Genomic DNA, 20,233 nt, shown 5'->3' on the forward strand with positions numbered 1-20,233 from the left:
CTAGTTCAGAATCTTAGTCGCAATCCAAGCAAGATCCGCAATATCGATCATGCCGTCCCCATTAACGTCAGCAACTTTAATCGAATTCCAGTCTGCATCCGCTGAAGTTGCGCCATAGTACTTCGCTACAATAGCCAAGTCACCGATACTCACTTTCGTATCATTGTTTAGATCGCCTGCTGTTCCCGTAATGACTAAAGCTTTGAAAGTTGCAAGGGCAGCACTCAATGTACTCGCTGCTTCTGCAACGTCATCTTGGCTTGCAGACGCATTATTCATGACCGTCATCGCCGAGCTAATGGCCGCAAGTAGAATCGCTTTGGAACCTCCTGGATATTGACCGACGAGTGTGCCTTCTGCTGCCCCATCATGCCATTGCTGAGCTTCGGATATGAGGGCTTGCAAGGCTGCTTTATCCACATACGCAATGGCTATGCCATGCGAAGTGATTGCGAGAGCTGTTTCCTCTCCAATGGCATTCGCAATCAACAGCTTGGAAATCGTAATCGTGGTACTCGACGACTCGTGGAGTGATTTGGATTTCCAATGAAGCTGCAACAGATCGTCGTTAACAGCCGCTTCTGCATGTCCTCCAATTTTGACAACAAGAATTCGAACCTGACCTTCTGTTAGCTTCTTGTCTACAATTGTCAAACCATCACTAACGGATTCCACACCAAGGAAATCTACTTTCGCTGGATCGTAGGTGAACGTCAAATCCTGAGCTAAGATGTTATCCGCTGTATTGGCCAATCCATAGGTCAAATCAAACGTACTTCCAGTCATGACCGTATTCACGCCATCGAGCAGAACTTTATTAGGTTGTTCCGATTTAGCTGGTACAACAATAGGTAAGCTCATAGTCACTGCTTTTGTACCATCGGATATTCGTGTCACTTCCAATACGAGATTCACCGTGTGTGCCACACCAGATGATACGATAGTTCCATCCAGTTGAATGACGGCAGGTTGATCCGTACTTTTAATTGCAATGCTATAACCAGCTGGCACATTGGGCAGTGTCACATTGCTGGCATCCTGTGCAGGAGCTGCGATCCTCGTAATGCCAGCAGCCACTTGTGCTGCTGTAGGCGCTTGTGCATTCGTTAAATCATCGACAACTAAATCATCCACAACCAGCACAACATCTATCGCTGATAATTGTGGCTGCGCCGTTTGTTTAACCGACTCAATAGCAATGTAATAATCGTCCTTGCTGCCTGTTTCAAAATCTATTACCGCGCTCGCAGTATCCGTAGATTTAATGATCGGCAGCGTAAAGCCAGGTATTAAGGATTTGCCTGTACCTGTTGCCGTAGACAATGGCACGCTATACGTCTGACCATTCGATCTTGATTTGGCCGAGAGTTGATACAACCCGGCTTTATTCGCTTCATAACTCATGCTGACTTTATAATGGGTATTCGGCAATAGCTTCAACGTTGATGGCACCGTAGCCAAGAGCTCAGCAACAAGTGGTGTACTCCCATTTGAAATGAAATCTTGTTCGTTCGACTTCAAGGAGAAATTCCCATTAATGACGTAAGTCATCGGCTGCGTAATATAAGGATCGGCAGCTTTCAGCTCGTCACTCACCTTCTCAGCCAAATGCGTCTGACCGCCGCTCGAAGCGGCTTGGAACATAAATGGACCATACCCTTCGGAGACATTCTCGAAGTCCTCATAGAAGTAATGCGTGCCAAAATCTGTCTTACTTGGATTCTCCCACAGCTTCACATCATCCCACCATACATTGGAATTCGCAGCGCTCGTTGCATCAGCTTTCAAATAAATCGTCGCTTTCCCCGTGGCATCCGCCGTAAAATCAACCTTCATCCGTTGATAGTACGTATTCTTGAATTTGCTAGGCTCTTCTAGGTTTTTAATCTTCGATGACGTGATAAAGTTCGTTACTTCCGGTCCGCCGTAGTTTTTCACGCCAATTGTGACTTTTCTGTCCGAGGTGCTGCGTGATTTGTTTTCGTTACCGTTCGATGTAGTTGCGTTATTGATGTCTACCCAAACCGAAGCCGTGTACGTTTTCCCCGCTTCCAGTCCATAGACGTTCTGTGTAATTGTCGCATCGTCTTTCCCTGCTACTTTCAGGAAGTTGTTTTTCAAGGAGTCATGCTCTACGGTTACATTCGCTGCTGCCGCATTCGTTGTAGACGTTTTCTCCCATGAAGCAAAAGCACCGCTATCAAAACCTGGATCCTTCACAGGTCCGCCGAATCCGAAATCGCCAGCTTGCTGCGTATCTGCACCTTGTTCTTCTGCTTTGGATTTGTAGATGACATACGGAACACCGATTGTTGTGTTGTTGATCGTTACCGAACCATTGGTAACTGGCAGCGTACGATCCCAAACACGACCTGTATCCGTCAGTTTATACATTTCGATGGAAGACAAACCGCTCCAGCTGTTAGGCAATTCCCACGTTGTTGAACCACCTTTTGGATTCCAGTAGTAGATCTTGGATTCATGTTGTGGATCCCATGGCAGGAAGAGCTGGCTCTTCTGGTTACTTACATCTAATTGACCTACTCCAGTGTCTCCCCAATCTTTATGGTTCAGCACATCATATTTGGCAATCGTTTTGCCGTCCTTCTTGAGCGAAGCTGTTCCAATGATATAGTTCGCATCTGCGCTATCTGCATGGTATTCATCTAAGGAAGCGACGACTCCACCCTCGAAAATGACCGTTTTATCCATACCAGCAGCATCATGTGTCGTATTGAGAATCGGGAAATGCTGCATATATTTGGTTAACAAATTGTTATTATAAAATAAATCAATCCCGTTCTGAATGTCCGTTCTTCCTTGCCAAGTACCAACCCCAGCCTGAAGCATGCCTCTCAATAAAACACTGGTATACGGGCTTGGTGCCTGGAACGTATCTTGATATTGATTTTTAATAAAGCGGATAATCTGACTTCCTGGTGTTTTACTTGGATAATAAGGATCGGTTCCCCAGTGGGTCCAAATCACATTTTCCTCTAAGGGTCCAGAGAACTCTGTGGCAAACCAAAAGCCTAATTTGTTCTGAATCACATTCGCAAATTGATTGGCGTGCCAGCCAGCTCCGCTATACACATCATCGTAAATCATCGCAAGGTTGGGAACTTCTTGTTTAAGCTGTGTATACCTTTTCTCCAAATCTCCGCCTGCTAAATCTTTCGCGCGATCAGACGGATACGTAGGGTCAACCCAGTCATAGTTCGAACTTGTGCTGCCCCAATTGTCTGGTTTTGCATAATAAGCATCAGGATCTTGACCATCAATGTTCGTATGAACGCCGACTTTTACATTGTATTTTAACCCTTCATCGACAAGTGTGTTAAAATCTTTCAGCCCACCTTCACGAATGCCGAAGTGGCCCGCGAGATCTGGATGACTGTCGTCATGCCCTTCTGCTTGATATCCTTTTTCCAAAATAAGCTGTCCGAAGCCATCGTACAAATTGTAAAGCTTCTTCGCGTTATCCAATGTACGTAAGAATGGGTTTTGCGCTAAGCTGTTGAAGTTCATCGCGATATACGAGACATAATTATTGATTTCGCTTGCGCCTGGGAGGAGATTCTCCGACCAGACATTGCGGAAATCAATTGCTGCATCTTTCCAATCGGCTGTGTGATCATCGTTTCGGTCTGGAGAAATGATGATCTTCGATGAGAAATCAAATTTTGGCGGGAATTTGCTATCGTCAATGATATCTCCTCTTGCCTTCCAAACCCCGTTCCACATCGAAAGCTGTTTATTGATGTCATCGGGCTCGTTGGCAATATTCATGACAATTTTAGCTGGCGTGTCAACGACGTCATTCATGATTGCTGCCGCCAATGTGCCATCACTAACAAAACCGTACGATCTTAGCATACTATCTGCTGTTTGATCTTTTAATTTCGTTCCATAGGTAGCGTCATTTGTATAGAACTCATCATTCATCTGATTCCACTCCCCCGTTACCCAAGAGGATACCCCTTGTGCATCGGGATTGCTGCTCGACACCGTAACTAACTTATGATTCGGGAATTCCACAGTTCGTACTTTATAACCCGCAGGCTCACTATTGATATGCGTTGCCATGTTCACAATATTACCCCTGACTTTATAAGTAACCGTCATCTTCACTATGCCTGCTGCAGCTTCTGAGTTATCATCCACAACGGGAACGTCTAGTTGATAAACAACCGTATCCCCTGCCGTTTTCGTTGCACTTTGTACTGTTGCAAAGCCGTCATTGCCGTTTATTTTCACATTGTATAGAAAATCACTTTGACCTTGCAGAGTTGCATTCGAAGCCTCGCTGCCCAGCCACGTATAATTGCGTACGGTCGGGAAGCGGTTATCCATCGTTACACGCAACTTGTCTGATGCGATTGATATTGGCTGTAACTCCGTCGGTTGCGGAGGTGTTGGTGGAATGTACGCTTCTTGTGAGATTTGGCTGATCGTTATATTTTTGGATGTGAACCAGCTTCTCAAACCAACCTTGCCTTCGGCAACTGGGAAATCTGCACTTCCGCTGACAACCAAACTATCATTCAACCAAACTTTAATGTTTTTGCCGATATATTTGATTTTGAGCGTATAATCAGTATTCGCTGTAAGGTTAGGCCCGCTGGTCGTCAGATCGCCGTAATGCGAAGCATCGGTTTGCCAGCCCCAATTGCCGTTTGTATTATAGTAAATCATCGCGTAAGGCTGAGAAGGTGAGATGTATCTGAAAATAAATCCGATACGCCCCGTATCGATATTCGTTCTGAACTTGATGGTGTAAGTACCATCTTGAATCGGCAGCGAATCGTTATCATAGATTTCCCCAAACAGATTGGTCATGTTCAGCTGATTATTCACGATGGCTGGCGTAGGCGAGTAGGCCGTTCCATCAATTTTATTCCATGTGCCTGCTAAGCCATCGTTATAGTTTCGAATGTATGTCGTTGGTTTCGGCGGCGTGTAGACGTCACCTTCTTTATACGTAACTTGCATATCATCCATATAGGTCGTTAAGGTTCCCATGGAGCTTGCGGTGTACCCCTGACTGCCATTCACAACAGCCATCCCCACTTGTGTACCCGTATAAATCTCCGTGCCATCTATGGTAAGTGTATAGGTATCCCCTTCATAAGCCACACCCACATTGTGTACCGCGCCAGGACTTAGAGGTTGATGCGTACTCGTTAAGTTATACGAGACATCTGCACCCTCTTTTTTCCCCGTCAATGTCCAATTCCCAGCGCTATCCGTTCTAACTGAACTCCAGTTGCTCTCATCGACATATCGAAACAACAATCCTGCAGAACTATAAGTGCCGTTCAGCTGCAGCTTGGTACTATAGGTTCCGTTAATGGCTAAGGGCGACTTACTATCAACAACCTGACTTGTGCCGTTCGTTGTCGTGATTTGCGCAACTTTTCCATCAAAGCCTTGTAACGGAGTTTTAAACGAATACGTAGGAACAACTGCACTTGCAGCCCCCATCTGTAAGCCGGGCGTTGCGTCATCTGTATAATTCCTTGTATAGACGACCGCATTTCCTTTATCGCTATCCGTTACTTTCACATCATCGATATGCAATGTCTTGGCCGCATAGTAAGATCGAAAACCAACCTTTCCACCTGCTGTGGGCAGCTTACCTCCTGAAGTTGACGTGTAAAAAAGCGCACCGTCGATATAAACTTCGTACGTATCACCGCTGAAGGTCATTTTGAAATCATATGTTTTGCCAGGATCCAGTTTGAGCGTCTTGTTTAGATAAGACCCCCACACTTCACTGCCGCCATTAAAACCATCCCATATCCAACCGTTCCCATCACGGGAAACCATCGCATAATGCGTTGGATCCTTATATCTAGCAATGAATCCGAACTGCTCGGAAGCCCCTCCATCAATGTTCAGCTTCGCTTCAAACGTCCCATTAGCCACATCAGGCATATCGTTAAAATAAAAGATTTCATTGCCGCCATTCGGATTTTGTGCAGCTAAAAATTGTCCGTTCATTCCCGAGTAGGTCGCCCTTGCACTGACCGTAGTGTCGGACGTTACAGCCCCTTTATCAGAGAGATTTACTTCTGTTCCATCTTCAAAATGGTTCGTGTAGGTCACACTCTGACCACCCGCTGCTAATACTGTAGAATTGCCGAGCACCTGTAACACGCCTGGTAATGGTAATACACTTGTAGCTAAGAGTGTAGTTGAAAGAATAACGCTTAATTTACGCCGGGTTGCCCTCATCTTATAACCTCCTGCTTCTTTTTTTGAAAAGACCCGAAAGATGACTATTATTCGTGTAGCTTTCGGGTCTTCTGTTTAGAAAATACGTGTTATTCCAAAATCTTGGATGCTACCCATGCAAGGTCATCAATGTCTACATCATTGTCATTGTCGATATCCGCCAGCTTGTATTGATTCCAATCTGCGTCTGCGGACGTTTTGCCATAAGCGGAGGCCACAATCGCTAAGTCACCAATGGTGAATTTGCCGTCTACATTCAAGTCTCCTGAAATTGATCTGATTTGAACACTGAGCGAGTTTCCGATGGCGTGTGTTTCCACCCCGTTACCATTCGCTACCTTTACGTCGCTTAATGTAATCGCTGCGGATTGCGTGACCGATTTGGCCTGCCAATGCAAGGCTAGCAACGGACCATTCACACTGGCTGCATCTGCTGTCGTACTGGCAAGAATTAGTCTAATCCGGCCAGGCTCTTCTGATTTATCCACAATAACTAGATGTGGATAAAGTGAATCCACCGAAATAAATGACATTTGATCCGGGTTATACGTAATCGTTAGATCCTGTGCATACACATTCTGCATAGGAGTCACAGCATATTGAACGGTAAAATTAGCACCGGAAGTAATGAATGCCGGTCCAGTTAAGCTCGCTGTCGGTTCACTTGGGACAACAGCAGATACAATCACATCTTGAGTAGCCTGTTTTCCTCCCCATGTTGCAATAATGGTTGCTTGCCCTGGGGTTAAGGCGTGGAGGACGCCCATGCTGTCGATGGAAACCACCAACGGATTACTGCTCTCATACGTTACGCCCTCTGTAACAAGTGAGATATCGTTCGCGCCATATGTCGCATAGACGACTGAACTCACTGTGTCTCCGACTTTCATCGCTGTCGGAATATTCGTTAGTGTAATTGACTGGAGGGAATTCGATGCAGCTGCTGGCGTATACGCAAAAGCATCGATGGCGCCAATTGCGCTGCTGGATGCAGCATTTTTCGTTCCTTTCACGACAACCTTAATCGTGTGCGTTCCCCTCTCTAACCCACTTCGACTAAACAGGACGACTTGTTTGTTCGTCGATGTGGCATAGCAATCAATGTCCGCCTGTGCTAATACGCCGTCCAGATACACATCGATTTTCCCCAGATTCGTTTGCTTCATGCTGATGAAATCAATCGAGGTGCCCGTAAACGTAAACTCAGCAGAAGCGCCAGCTACACCGCTGTATTTCTCCGTACCGCTATAATCAGCACTGTCGTTATAAGTACTCCATGCCCCCGTGTAAACGATGGCGGGATCAAGGTCATCAACCTTGATTTTCTGTACGGGTTGAACAGCAACCGGTCTTGTATTGATATAGTTCACATCGTCGATAACCAATACTTTGCTATCAAACCATGTTCTCAGTCCTATTTTCCCAGGTGTATTTAAAAAATCAGCTACGGTTGTAGAGCCAACCTGTTGACCGTCGATCCATAGTTGAATACTGGCATCAACAAAACTCGCTTTCACGTCATACGTTTTGCCATTCGTAAGCGTTATGGGAGCTAGTTCACCATAGTGTTCTACTCCGTCTTTCACGTAATACCATAGCCATTTGCCATCATACAGCACACCGGCATAATTGTTCACGTCCGTGTAACGGAAGAGCAGTCCGACTCTCCCCATCCCTGTTTGAACCTTCAGCTTCATAGCCAAATCAGCATCTTTGTACGCAGGAGAATTGTCGTCAACCATGATCGCAACTGGATTAGCGACGACTTTCAACCCATTATTTTCTACGCTGAACGCAGCGCTTCCCGTCGTAGATGTCTTTCTCCAACCGCCAACTATACCATCGTCGAAATTTTGCTGATAAGCATTTCCTACAAAGGTAAATGCAGTCGTTTCATTACTAGTCGTAGAAAGTATCCCTTCGGCATCCTTGGACCAAACCACGAAGCGGTATAACTGCTTCTCGTTTAGCCCCGTCACCTGCACGCTGGTGCTTGCAGCCGGCACATTCAGACTTTTTGTTTTTGTCGCACCTTGATAAACATCCACCACATAGCCCGCCACAGTCGCACCGCTTGTAGGAGCTGTCCACTGCAAATCCACCGTTGTAGCTGTGTGTGTCGGTGACTGCACTTGGGTTGGTGGAAGTGGCGGCGGTGTGACGCTGGATGTAATGGTATAGGATTGGCCCACTTCCGTATTGAAAGTGATCGTATCACCACTCCGCGTGTAGTTCACCGGAGAAGCGTCATCCGTCTTCAATACTTGAAATTGGCCAGGATGAATGAATGTCTTCTCCTTTACTTTTGCCACATTGCCTTGTAAGGAAGTGATTGTCGCATTCGTCAGTATCGTGCCATTCCAACTCATATCTACTTCAAAATCGCCTCTTGCCTTTAGGCCCTTCACATCACCTTTGGGCCATGCAGAAGGCAGTGCGGGTAACAAGTCGATACTTCCTGTATGACTTTGCAAGAGCATCTCTGCAATCCCGGAAGTTCCTCCAAAGTTTCCATCGATTTGGAAAGGCGGACCTGCATTGAATAAATTCGAATAGGTACTCGCGTCAAGCTGTCCTTGGAGAATCTTCTTAGCATGGTTACCATCGAGCATGCGAGCCCACATATTCAGTTTGTTCGCTCTGCTCCACCCCTCTGCTTCATCACCACGCTCGGTTAGTGTCACTCTCGCTGCATGAAATAGATCTGGTGTTGTTACCTTATTTATTAAATTACCAGGAAATAAGCCAACTAAATGAGAAATGTGGCGATGTTGGTCGTTCGGATCATCAATATCTTCCTTCCATTCCTGTACTTGCCCGTATTTCCCGATTTTCGGCATAGAGAGCTTGCTGCGTTTATCTATCAACTCATTACGGAAAGCTTCATCGATGCCAAGTACAGTACTCGCATCGATGCAATTCGTGAACAATTGCCAAACCAACTCTTGGTCATAGGAGTCACCGATACTTAAGGAGCCATGTTCAGGCGAGACACCAGGCGTCGATACTAAAGTCCCGTCTGTATCCGTTACAAGTGTTTTCGTCCAAAACTCAGCGGCTTCTTTCATGATCGGATACAGCTTCGTTCGCAAATAGGCAGTATCACCTGTAAATAAATACTTCTCCCAAAGCTGCTGGGAAAGGAATGCGCCAGCGGCTGGCTGCCAGCCCCAATTACTAATGTCCCAACCCGGTGCCGTATAGCCAAAAATGCTAGTAAACGTATGGATCGTCCACCCTGATCCCGTTACACCATGATGTTTCTGGGCTGTGACTCGGCCTGGAGCTCGTAAAGAATCAATAAAATCAACATAGGGAATTGCGGTCTCGCTCAAATTCGTCACTTCAGAAGGCCAATAATTCATTTCTAGATTAATGTTGGTATGGTAGTCGGCTCCCCATGGCGGTGTCGTTGCGTTGTTCCAGACACCCTGCAAGTTGGCTGGGAGTGATCCCTCACGCGAAGAGGAGATGAGCAAGTAGCGGCCATATTGGAAAAAAAGTGCTTCTAATGCGCTAGTAGGATTACTTTTATAACTAGCCAGAAGCTGATCCGTCGGTATCGTGGCAACTTGATCATTCAAATTTAGCGATACTCGCTTAAAGAGTTGTTGATAGTCCGCTAGATGGCGTGCACGCAGCGTCTCATACGACTTGGCAGAAGCTGCTGCCAGTCTGTCATTCACGGTTACATGCGGATCTGTTCCTATGTAGTCTGGATAATGATTGGCATAGTCTGTCGCTGCCGACATGAGGATGGTCACTGAGCTAGCACCCGCTACCGTCAGCTTTCCGCTGCCAGCCGTCACCGTTCCCTCCTCGGTTTGGACACGGAATTGCGATTCATACGCCATGTTATTATCTGCTATGTGACCTTTTAGAGTCAGCGTATTTCCCGTAGCCACGATAGAAGGAGCTGCCTGCGGGCTAGTGACCCTAACATCCAAATTCATTTGATTCGGTTGACTGCTCGTAAGTCTCATAGCCATTACATTATCTGGATAGCTCATGAAGTATTCACGGGTATACGTGACACCATTCTGCTTGTAGGTCACTCGCGCAATGCCGTCCTCCAGATCAAGCTCGCGCCGATAGTCCGTAGCGGTTACCGCAGCAGGGAGTGCGAAATCAAAGTAGATATCGCCGAAATTTTGATAATTGCCGAATTGCGGATAATCATTTAATGTGCCTGTTAAATATTGCTCAGCAATAGCACTTGCACCAGCTACATCGCCACTGGCCAGCTTTTGACGCACATCCGCTAAATGGTCCGCCGCCCCATCTCGATTGCCGTCTCTTCCTCCTCCAGCTATAGATCTTGGACCTCCCGTCCAGAGCGTCTTCTCATTAAACTGAATATGCTCTTGATCGACACCCCCAAACACCATGCCACCCATGAAACCGTTGCCAATCGGCAGCGCTTGTGTTTCCCAATCTGTTGCCGGTTGGCGATACCATAGTGCCAGATTGTGCGCTGGAGGCACCGCCGCACCTGTGTAAGTAATGGTAGATGCAGCATGTGCCGTTTCAAAGGGAACAACAGCAGATAGGCCAGTAAATCCGGTAGTAATACATGCGGCCATCAGGAGACTTACCATCGACTTCTTCGTAAAGGTTACTTTCAGCAGCTTGCGCAAAACAATCACCCTTTCTGGCTATCCAAAAGTGGTCTTGCCTATTGCGACGAAATTCGACATGATACGACATGTATCATTGAAGGCATAACGAATCAAGCGTATCTTCACCGAAAATACACTTTTATCGTTCATTAACGCTACCCGTTCATCAAATTCTCCCGATACAACTTCGGGCTGTAACCTGTCGTTTTCTTGAACATTCTGCTGAAATGCTCTACATTCAAATACCCGACCGTTTCAGCGATATACGTAATTTTATTGCCCTTCTTTTTCATTAACCGTTTCGATTCCTCAATGCGCAAGTTCGTTAAATACTGGATAAAATTACAACCGACCTCTTTGGTAAATTGCTTGCTTAAATACCCCTCGCTAACGCCCACCATTTCGCTGATCAATGTGAGGTTGACGTCCTCCGTATAATGGAGATCCAGAAACTGCTTGGCTAGTGTGACAACACTGCTATAGTTGGCCTCCATTGTCTTACCGTGAATGTGTTGAAATAACTGACTGCACATGCGATGCAGCCAGGTCTTCGTTTCATCCAGTGTCTCCAAACTCTTCATATATTCAAAAGGATGCTGGAGTTGTTCGTCGAGGTCATCCCAACGAATGCCTTTGCGATAAAGCAATCCGCCAAGCTCCCATAGCAAATCTTCAAACGCGGTGTGGACATCTTGCGGTCTCCAGCCCCATGTTTGCCCAAGCAGCAGCTCCATCTGCTCAAACTCCTTGGACCATAACTGAGCGTTACTTTGCTCTAGCAGCTGCGCTATGCTTGCTCCTGTTGATTTCAGCGTAACCTGCAGCTTACGGGCATGCTCAATCCCGCTATCCCCACCGTATTTCCCCAGCTCCATACAACTTTCTGGATAGAACACTTTATTAAATCCGGCAAAATAACTCATAGAACCCAAATGAGCTGCTTGCTGATACAAACGGTACCAAACTTTCGTGCCGCTAGCTAGATCGCTAATCCCAATCGATATAGACACATTGACATATTGATTGAGCCGCGTTTGAATCATAGAAAAGGCCGCCTGTACTTTTTCCCGAATCATACTTTCACTTCGAAATGTTGCGAACGAACAGAAAAGCACATATTCCGACTGGCTATTTGCATACAAGAGATACTTCATGGACATGGCGTCCAGAACAGATTGCACGGATTGCATGATAAACCGCTGCGTCTGACCATCCCTTGAACTTCTCCCCGCCATTGCCCCCTCAGATGAGCCTTGCGAAATGGTAATGACGGCAACGAGTTGATTCGATTCTTCGAGCAACTCCGAGATACCAGCCCCTGCAGCCGCATACGCCGATTCATCCTGCTGGGGATTGATGGAGATGAGTTGCCGAAGGATTTCACTCCTCCGATCAATGTCATCTTCCACACGCTGGATAACAGGCGTTGACGTCTCCCGCGTTTGAAGCTCATTGATTGCCTTCAAGACAACAGGCACCAGGTGTTCCTCATCCATATCCGACTTCACAATGAAATCAATGGCGCCAAGCACAAAAGCTTCTCTGACATAGCTATACTCACTGTAGGCACTCAGCATGATGGCGACAGGTCTTCGCTTCTGTACAATTGCCGGATGTGCTCGCAGCAGCTCAATGCCGCCCAGTCTAGGCATCTCAATATCAAGCAGCATCAGGTCGATATCGCCGTGCTGCTCCAGAATAGCAAGAGCTTCCAACCCATCGTCAGCTTCAATAACAACCTGGATGCCCATACTATCCCAGTCAATCATATGTAGAAGCGCTAGACGAACAAGCGGTTCATCGTCGACAATCATCATTTTAAACAACCTGTCCATCCCCCATCTGTGAAGTTGATTCCTTCCTATCTATCCTTTCACCGCGCCATCCATAAGTCCTTTAAAAATATACCGCTGAAAAACGATATAGAAGATGGCACTCGGCAATAAAACGATAATAATACCTGCACAGAGCATAGACAAGTCCGAACTGCGCGTACTCACGAAGGAAGTTAAGGAAGTCGCCAACGTCGCCAGCTTCTTGTCAGGCATATATAACTGCTGAACGAAGATATCATTCATGATCGTTACACTTTTCAAGATTGCCAGTGTTGCCGTAGCAGGCAGCAGCAGCGGGAAAATGATCGAACGGAAAATTCGAACGTACGAAGCGCCATCCAGCATAGCACTCTCGTCAAGCTGTACCGAAATCTTTTCGAGAAATTGCATGTAAATATAAATCTGCATAATATCAGTGCCAATATAAATAAGCAGCGGTGCCCCGAGCGTATTATAAACGCCGAGCGTATGCAGGAGTTGAAAGCGAGCAATTTCTGTCGTGTAAGCCGGAATAATCATCGACATCATAAAAAGAAGGAGGATCCACTTTTTCATGCGGAACTGGAACCGATTGAGCACAAACGCGGTCATCGTCCCGAGCAGCATATTGCCAAGCATACTCAACACGACAAGCAGGAATGAGTTCCCCAGCCCGCGAATCATATTACCTTCTTTCAGAGCACCAGCATAATTATCGATATGTAGAAAACTCTTCGGAAGCGAAAACGGCGACGTTTCGGCAAGTTCCAAATTCGTCTTAAACGAACCAAATACAACGAGTAAAATCGGTACGAAAATCACGATAGCCATGAGCGTAAAAAGCACATAGTACACGATATTAGCAGCTACACGCTGTTTGCTCATTGATCGCGTACGGCTTGGCAGCGACTGCTTACTCATTTTCTCAAGCGATAGTGCACGTTCCATGTTAAGCTTCACTCCTGTCTTTCACGATCCATGCTTGCAACGATGAAAAAACGATAATCATGAGCAAGAGAATAACTGCCATCGCTGAGGCCAGACCGTAATTGTTGTAAGTAAATGCCGTTTGGAGTGAAAAGAGTCCAAATGTGCTGCTCGCGCTGCCTGGACCGCCGTTCGTCATTACAAGCGGAATATCATACTGTAGAAGGGCTCCAGATACATTCATGAACAAAATAATTTCGATCACGCGTCGGATGCCTGGAAGCGTTACATACCTTTGCTGCTGCCAAAAGTTCGCCCCATCAATTTCTGCCGCTTCATACAGGTCTTTCGGAATCGATTGCAGTCCTGCTAGAAACAACACAATATGCACGCCGCTGTAGCGCCATAAAGAAACAACGACTAAGGAATAATTGACTATTTTCGCATCGCTCAGCCAGCTCTGGATCCACGATTCGAGTCCCATTGCTTTCAAAAGCTCATTCAACGGACCATTGATAGGATTATAAATGTAGCTGAACATATACGCCACCGCGATACCATTAATGATGTAAGGCATTAACACCGAGAAGCGGAAAAACGCGCTCCCCCGCAGTGCTCTTGTTAAGAGAACAGCCATGATGATTTCAAGCGGAATCGCAATGGCATGTAAAATAAAATAAGTAACATTGTTTCTTATGGCATGCCAAGCTTCAGGAAAATCAAACAGCATTTGCTTATAATTGTTAAAGCCAATGTACTTAAAACTTGGGCTATACCCATCCCAACTCGTAAAGCTGTAGCGAAACAACTGCAAAGTCGGATAGATGAGAAACAAAAGTAAGAGCGCAACAGGTACGAATAGAAACGAAACGATGACGACTTTCTGCTGCATGCGATAATTCATGTAATCACTCCTGTATACAAGAGAGGGCACTATTCCAATCGCTCAGATAGCACCCTCTATTTAATTACCTATTTGTTCGATTCAACCGCTTTCTTCCACTTGTTGTTCAGTTCTTTTTCCAAGGTATCGATCGGCTTGCCGGAGTAAATTTCCTGCGCCGCTTTTTTGAAATCAAATTGTGCCGCACCGCTTACTTTGGCAAAGCCTTCATCTGTTGCTGAGTAGATAAAAGGTTTAAACGGATACTTTTCTGTCCATTTGTTAAAGAAAGGAAGATCCGTGCTGACACCATTGATCGTTGAGAACTGTTGCGCCATATTAATGAACGATTGGTATACATCTTTACTGAACATCCAGTCGAAGAATGCTTTGGCCTCTTCTACGTTTTTGCTGTTTTTGTTAATCCCGATATTCATATCGGATACGGTCATGGATGTAAGTGGCTCGCTTTCAGTGCTGCGGAACGGAAGTGGGAATACGCCAAGATCTTCATCCGTTTTCACTTTCGTCGCGTAGTCACCGTAATACCATTGACCCGCTGCGATCATGGCTGCTTTTTTCGATTCAAATAACTGTGTGGATTGATCAAAAGATATGGATAAGGCATCAGGTCCTGCCAACTTCTTTGTTGACATTTCTTTAATAATTTTCCCGGCTTTATCAAATGTACTGCCCTCTCCGAAAGGCTCCGGCGTCTTCGCCAAATTCGCTAAGTAATTCTCATCCCCAGAGAGGATATGAGGGCCGAATTCCATGAATGGATAGAACGTCCAGTCTTCCTTGCCGCCAATGGCGATTGGCGTATATTTACCATTCGTTTTAATTTTCTCCATCGTGGACAAGAACTCAGGTATCGTTTTTGGCACTTCCAAGTTCAACTCTTTGAAGATACTTGGGTGAAAGTAGACAAATTCCGAGAAAGAAACGAGCGGTGCGCCTAAGATTTTGCCATCAATTTTCGCTGGAAACTTATTATTCTTAGCCCCTGCTAAGTCATCGAGTGGAAGAAGAGATTGTTTGTAAATTTGCATATGCGCTGGCTTGAGGTAGAACAAATCAGGCAAATCATTGGCAGCTAATCGTACTTTTAAGTATTGACCGCCATTATCCGGTACCATCTCAATATCTACGGTCACGTTCGGTTTTACCTTCGTGTATTCCTTCACTTTGTCTGTCCAGAATTTAAGATCCCCTTTGGCATCCCACATCGCAAGTTTTAATTTAACGGGATCCGCCGGTTTTGGCGTCGCTGCTGCCGCTTTCGTTTCGGCAGGTTTAACGGAAGCTGCTGCGGGTGCTGCCGTTTCTTTCGAGCATCCTGTCAATGCACTCAGCATAACAAGTCCGCCCACTAGCACTGTGCTTACGAATTTACTTTTGCCCATTCTTGAAACCCCTCCAATGAATGTTTCTTTGATTCGGTTGATTGTTTAACCTGTCTTTATCATACACGGGATGAAAACGCATCCAAATGATCTTTTCGGCTATGAACTTGATCTTTTATGAACTGCTTTAAGCCTCCAGCTGAAGTGGCCGCTCTTCTTCCTGATCCCGATGAATAATCGGGATTTTCATCGATACTTTCGTTCCTTTGGGCTCATTCACAGTTAAAATAATGCCGTAATCCTCGCCGTGGTGCAGCTGAATACGATGATGGACATTAGCGACGCCCATACCTGTAAACGTATGCGGGCTTCGTCTTGTTCGGAATTCCTCGAGCTGCTCTTCTGTCATCCCCTCACCATTATCGGAGATATCGATGTGCAGACTGCCTTCATGCATGCGTGCTTGAATGACGATTTTCCCACGCGTTTCTTTGCCAGCCATACCGTGTACGATGCTATTTTCCAAAATGGGTTGAAGCAACAACTTAAGTAAATACTTCGATTCTGCCTGCGGGTCGATCTGCCATTCAACTTCAAATTTGTTGCCATAACGAATTTCCATAATGTATAGGTAATGCTTCAAATTAGCGATTTCGTCGGAAAAACGGATAAGCACGCCACCTCGGTTAAACGCAGAGGAAACGAGCCGCATAAGGGCATTCGTCATGTTACGAATATTGTCCGCCTTACTGATCAGCGCCATTAGCTTGATCGCATTCAATGTATTAATAAGAAAGTGCGGATTAATTTGCGACTGCAGGGCAGCGAACTCCGCTTTCCGCTTCGTTTGTTCTTGTTCCTCACGCTGCCGTAGAAGCAACTTAATTTGATCGAGCATATGATTGAACGTTCTGCCTAGCGCTGCCATTTCCGCAATTTTCGAAGTCCCAATCTTGGCGTTCAGCTCCCCTTCCATGACAAGGGACATTTTACGAACTAAGACGTGAATAGGCCTCGTTAAACTGTGAACTAAATAAAAGGAAAGGAGCAAAAATACAACGATAACCGCGATGGTTGCGAATAGGACGAACTTAAAAATGCGTTCATAATTGGCCGTTACTTTACTATAAGGGATCTCTTGAATCGCTTTCCAGCCTGTATCTCCAACGCTCGCATAGGTAACCATCATCTTGCGACCGCTCACCTGATCGATAAAATGACCCTCACGCGCACCTCTGATCTGCTCAAGCTTAGCCGGTGTTAAGCTCGATTGATCCCAATTGTAGCTGGCTGTGACAACTTGCCCTTCCTTGCTCACAATGACATAGGTGGAATCATCGTTGGGCTGCTGTCGCAAGATTTTATCAAACGCTTCTTCGTTCAGTGAAAAATAAATCATCTCGACATTACTAAGCGTATGGTAGTCACTGGGTGCAATCGCTGCTGTCACAGCTAACGGTTCCCTCACTCCGTATAGAAGCGTTTCCTGAAGGCTTAGAAACTGCACACTATCTTTGTGCTGAAGCAAGTTCTGATACCATGATGCTGAACGCAGCTCCTGCTCATCCTTGATCAAGTTCTGCTTAAACGAATACACGCCGCCATCTTTATAAAAAAAGTGGATCGCCAGCAGCTGGCTAGACATCGAATACGTGTATCTGCTTAGCGCAAGTGTAAGGTCGTTAATATACTTAAATCGGTTGCTTTCATCCGCTTGAATCAAAGATGTTACCGTTGATAGCACATCGCGATCGACACCGACGGCAGCTGCAGCGTATTCGATTTTACCGATCTCCTGCTGAGCGGAATAGGTGACCGCATGGAGGGTTTGCAGGGTCCGCTCCGTTGTTTGCTGTAGTAAATCTCGTTTGTATACTTGAAGAATCATGGTAGAGATGGTCACGATCGGGAATACAACCATGACGACTAACAAGATATGGAGAGTCACTGAAAACGACCATGGTTTCGTAAATAACTTCAACACCTTCACCCCGTAATTTCAAATACGAAATATGACTTCGTAGACATACATTCGGGCTGATCAGGGCGATGTCCTTTAATTGTAAAATCGACAAAATCTCCCTTTTTCCCAGCTGACCGGCAGCATCTCCCCCTCACTCTATCCCAGCCAAGAGTCGCTTCAGAACTACAACCGCTTCGGCTCGACTTGCTGATGCCAGTGGTGCAAAGTCTGTCGTCGTTCGCCCCTCCATAAGTTTCGCTCCGACGGCAAGTTTGACGAAGGGAACTGACCAGTGACTCACTGCGTCATCATCGCCAAAATGGATCGATTCATCCACCTTCATTTCCTCCACTTTAGTTCCGCTTGCATATGCCTTAGCTCTGATCAGCATCGCTGTCATTTCCTCCCGTGTAATGATCGTCTCAGGAGCAAATGCCGTCGCCGAAACCCCATTAATAAGTCCGGCGGAGAACGCCTTTTTCACGGTCCCTTCATACCAGCTGCCGGTTGCTACATCGTTGAATGGCATCTTTCCAGCTTCGGCATCTTTCAACTGCAGCGCTTTAGCGAGCAGGGTCGCAAATTGTGCCCTAGTCACGCTCGTATCCGGCGCAAAGTGATTGTCATCCATTCCCTCTACAATGCCTTGACCAACCATCTGCATAACATCTGTCTTAGCCCAATGGCCTGCAAGATCGCTGAAAATCTTAGTAAAATCGACGGCATCATTCCGTGTAAAAGATTGACTTTTTAAATTGTGATCTACAATTTTTAGATGGGTCCATTCGATGTTCGTTACGCCCGCTTTCTTCGCGCGGAAGGTGATTGTGCCGATATCTAAATTCCCCTTCTCGCCAACTACCTTGCCCACTTTGGTATGTGCGATTGTCAGCTCATTCCCTTTCATCATTGGAGAAATAGAGAAGCCATCTATGTTCGTATCTGCGCTTACAACCTCCAGTTTGCTCGGATCAAGGCTAAATTTGACCTCATAGGCATACAAATCCTGAATATTCTCTCCTTTCATGGTAACTGTGAATTCACCCGTCGATTCTAGATCTGATGTCTTCATGACAAATTGGGAAACATTCTCCGCGAAAGCGGGAGCTGTCCCAATTAAACCTATACAAAGATTGCAGACTACGGCAGCCAGGATCGTATTACGTTTCATCCCACTCATCCTCTCGTATAAAGCGACATTTTTTGCAAGCGTTTGCAAATTACTAAATGACAAATCACTTCCGTCTCTAAGAAAATTATAGCTACAGCTATGACGTATTTTCATGATCTTTTTGGTTGTTTACATGATGATTTTTATTCTCCATTCTAAATTTGAACCATCGTTTGAACGTTCCATCAAATGGTATAATTTTCAGTTTATTTTGTTGAGTGACATACTCGTTGGTAACCGATATAGTAGAATAATAAAGCTAGACAGGAGTGACTCCAATGAAGTTTGAGAAGCTAAATCATCAGCTGGCTCAAGTGGACATGTCGGCAGCCGAACGGGTCAAGGCTTATTTCCAATTTATTAGCGAACATTATTCCGTTAGTTTGAACTTTCATGACATAGCTGGGCTTAGCGAGATGGATAGTACACTATTTATGGTATTCTCACCTTATCTTTATCACAATAATGCTTTCTGCAATTATGTGAAGAGGTTTGAAGCTAGTTTTCAAGCATGCTCTCGCAACAAACAAGTATTATGCCGAATGTGTACGAGATCAGCCACACCTTTATACGGCTCTTGCTACATGGGTATTGAAGAACTGCGATTCCCTATTCATTGGAAGGGACGGCTGATCGCATTCCTGTGCGTCGGCCAATTCAGCTCAGATTTCGAGGCTGCCTCTTTACGACTAGAAACGCAAGCAGCAAAATATGGCTTGAATGCGAACGAACTAAAGCAACGATTCCATGCTACCACCCGTCCCCTTGATCTTGATCTCGGAGAGTTGCATGCGCATATCGGGATGCTGACCCAATACTTGATCCTGCTCTATGAGAACTTCCTGCTGAACACTCAGCATGAACAAAGCATGGATCAACGCGCTGAAGCCCATCATCGAAGCTTTATTGTGAATAGGACCCTTCAATATATTAAAGATAATTTTAATTACCCTATAACATTAAGCGCACTGGCGGGTATTAGTTTTTGCAGCGAGACCTACCTAAGCCATCAATTCAAGGAGACAATTGGAACGACGATTACCGAGTATATTAATCAATTAAGAATTCAAAAATCCAAAAATTTATTGGACATAACTACCTATTCGATTACTCATATCGCACATCAAAGCGGCTTTAATGATTCCAATTATTTCTCCAGAGTGTTCCGGCAGCATACCGGCATGAGTCCCAAACAATACAGAGGGCGGACTAGTGAACATATACAGGTAAGTAGCCCTTCAGTTAACTGAAGGGCTTTTGGTAGATGCTATTG

At 45.6% G+C, this 20,233-nt stretch carries 9 protein-coding genes; 1 reads left to right on the forward strand and 8 read right to left on the reverse strand.

Annotated elements, in window-relative coordinates; genetic code table 11:
• The 8 genes from HQN88_RS31045 to HQN88_RS31080 form a co-directional block, all read right to left on the reverse strand.
• Entirely contained in the window at positions 1 to 6,237 is a 6,237-nt protein-coding gene (locus HQN88_RS31045) for an endo-alpha-N-acetylgalactosaminidase family protein (protein ID WP_173119586.1), read from the reverse strand.
• An 89-nt stretch (positions 6,238 to 6,326) separates the two neighbouring features.
• Positions 6,327 to 10,874, reverse strand: coding sequence for a glycosyl hydrolase family 95 catalytic domain-containing protein (locus tag HQN88_RS31050; RefSeq protein ID WP_173119588.1), 4,548 nt, complete (start codon positions 10,872 to 10,874; stop codon positions 6,327 to 6,329).
• A gap of 137 nt (positions 10,875 to 11,011) precedes the next feature.
• The gene (locus HQN88_RS31055) at positions 11,012 to 12,673 is read right to left on the reverse strand and encodes a helix-turn-helix domain-containing protein (RefSeq protein ID WP_246320555.1); all 1,662 of its coding nucleotides are present in this window, start codon (positions 12,671 to 12,673) and stop codon (positions 11,012 to 11,014) included.
• A 48-nt stretch (positions 12,674 to 12,721) separates the two neighbouring features.
• Positions 12,722 to 13,618 carry a carbohydrate ABC transporter permease gene (locus HQN88_RS31060; protein ID WP_246320551.1) on the reverse strand — a complete coding sequence of 299 codons (897 nt, stop codon included), beginning with the start codon at positions 13,616 to 13,618 and terminating at the stop codon, positions 12,722 to 12,724.
• A 1-nt stretch (position 13,619) separates the two neighbouring features.
• Positions 13,620 to 14,501, reverse strand: coding sequence for a carbohydrate ABC transporter permease (locus HQN88_RS31065; protein WP_173119592.1), 882 nt, complete (start codon positions 14,499 to 14,501; stop codon positions 13,620 to 13,622).
• A 68-nt stretch (positions 14,502 to 14,569) separates the two neighbouring features.
• Positions 14,570 to 15,886, reverse strand: coding sequence for an ABC transporter substrate-binding protein (locus HQN88_RS31070; RefSeq protein ID WP_173119595.1), 1,317 nt, complete (start codon positions 15,884 to 15,886; stop codon positions 14,570 to 14,572).
• Positions 15,887 to 16,013: 127 nt separating this feature from the next.
• The gene (locus HQN88_RS31075) at positions 16,014 to 17,807 is read right to left on the reverse strand and encodes a sensor histidine kinase (protein WP_173119597.1); all 1,794 of its coding nucleotides are present in this window, start codon (positions 17,805 to 17,807) and stop codon (positions 16,014 to 16,016) included.
• A gap of 133 nt (positions 17,808 to 17,940) precedes the next feature.
• On the reverse strand, positions 17,941 to 18,960 hold the full coding sequence (locus tag HQN88_RS31080) for an S-layer homology domain-containing protein (protein WP_173119599.1): 1,020 nt from the start codon (positions 18,958 to 18,960) through the stop codon (positions 17,941 to 17,943).
• 278 nt (positions 18,961 to 19,238) lie between these two features.
• Between HQN88_RS31080 and HQN88_RS31085 the strand changes: the two genes are divergently transcribed.
• Positions 19,239 to 20,210: a helix-turn-helix transcriptional regulator gene (locus HQN88_RS31085; RefSeq protein WP_173119601.1), complete on the forward strand. Its 972-nt coding sequence runs from the start codon at positions 19,239 to 19,241 to the stop codon at positions 20,208 to 20,210.
• Positions 20,211 to 20,233: the final 23 nt, after the last annotated feature.

Source organism: Paenibacillus qinlingensis, from assembly GCF_013204845.1.
In the GTDB taxonomy this organism is placed as follows: domain Bacteria; phylum Bacillota; class Bacilli; order Paenibacillales; family NBRC-103111; genus Paenibacillus_E; species Paenibacillus_E qinlingensis.

Excerpts from the sequence above, each read along its gene's own strand:
- HQN88_RS31045 (WP_173119586.1), bottom strand. The coding sequence starts at position 6,237 with ATGAGGGCAACCCGGCGTAAATTAAGCGTTATTCTTTCAACTACACTC.
- HQN88_RS31055 (WP_246320555.1), bottom strand. The coding sequence starts at position 12,673 with ATGATGATTGTCGACGATGAACCGCTTGTTCGTCTAGCGCTTCTACAT.
- HQN88_RS31060 (WP_246320551.1), bottom strand. The coding sequence starts at position 13,618 with ATGGAACGTGCACTATCGCTTGAGAAAATGAGTAAGCAGTCGCTGCCA.
- HQN88_RS31065 (WP_173119592.1), bottom strand. The coding sequence starts at position 14,501 with ATGAATTATCGCATGCAGCAGAAAGTCGTCATCGTTTCGTTTCTATTC.
- HQN88_RS31070 (WP_173119595.1), bottom strand. The coding sequence starts at position 15,886 with ATGGGCAAAAGTAAATTCGTAAGCACAGTGCTAGTGGGCGGACTTGTT.
- HQN88_RS31080 (WP_173119599.1), bottom strand. The coding sequence starts at position 18,960 with ATGAAACGTAATACGATCCTGGCTGCCGTAGTCTGCAATCTTTGTATA.
- HQN88_RS31085 (WP_173119601.1), top strand. The coding sequence starts at position 19,239 with ATGAAGTTTGAGAAGCTAAATCATCAGCTGGCTCAAGTGGACATGTCG.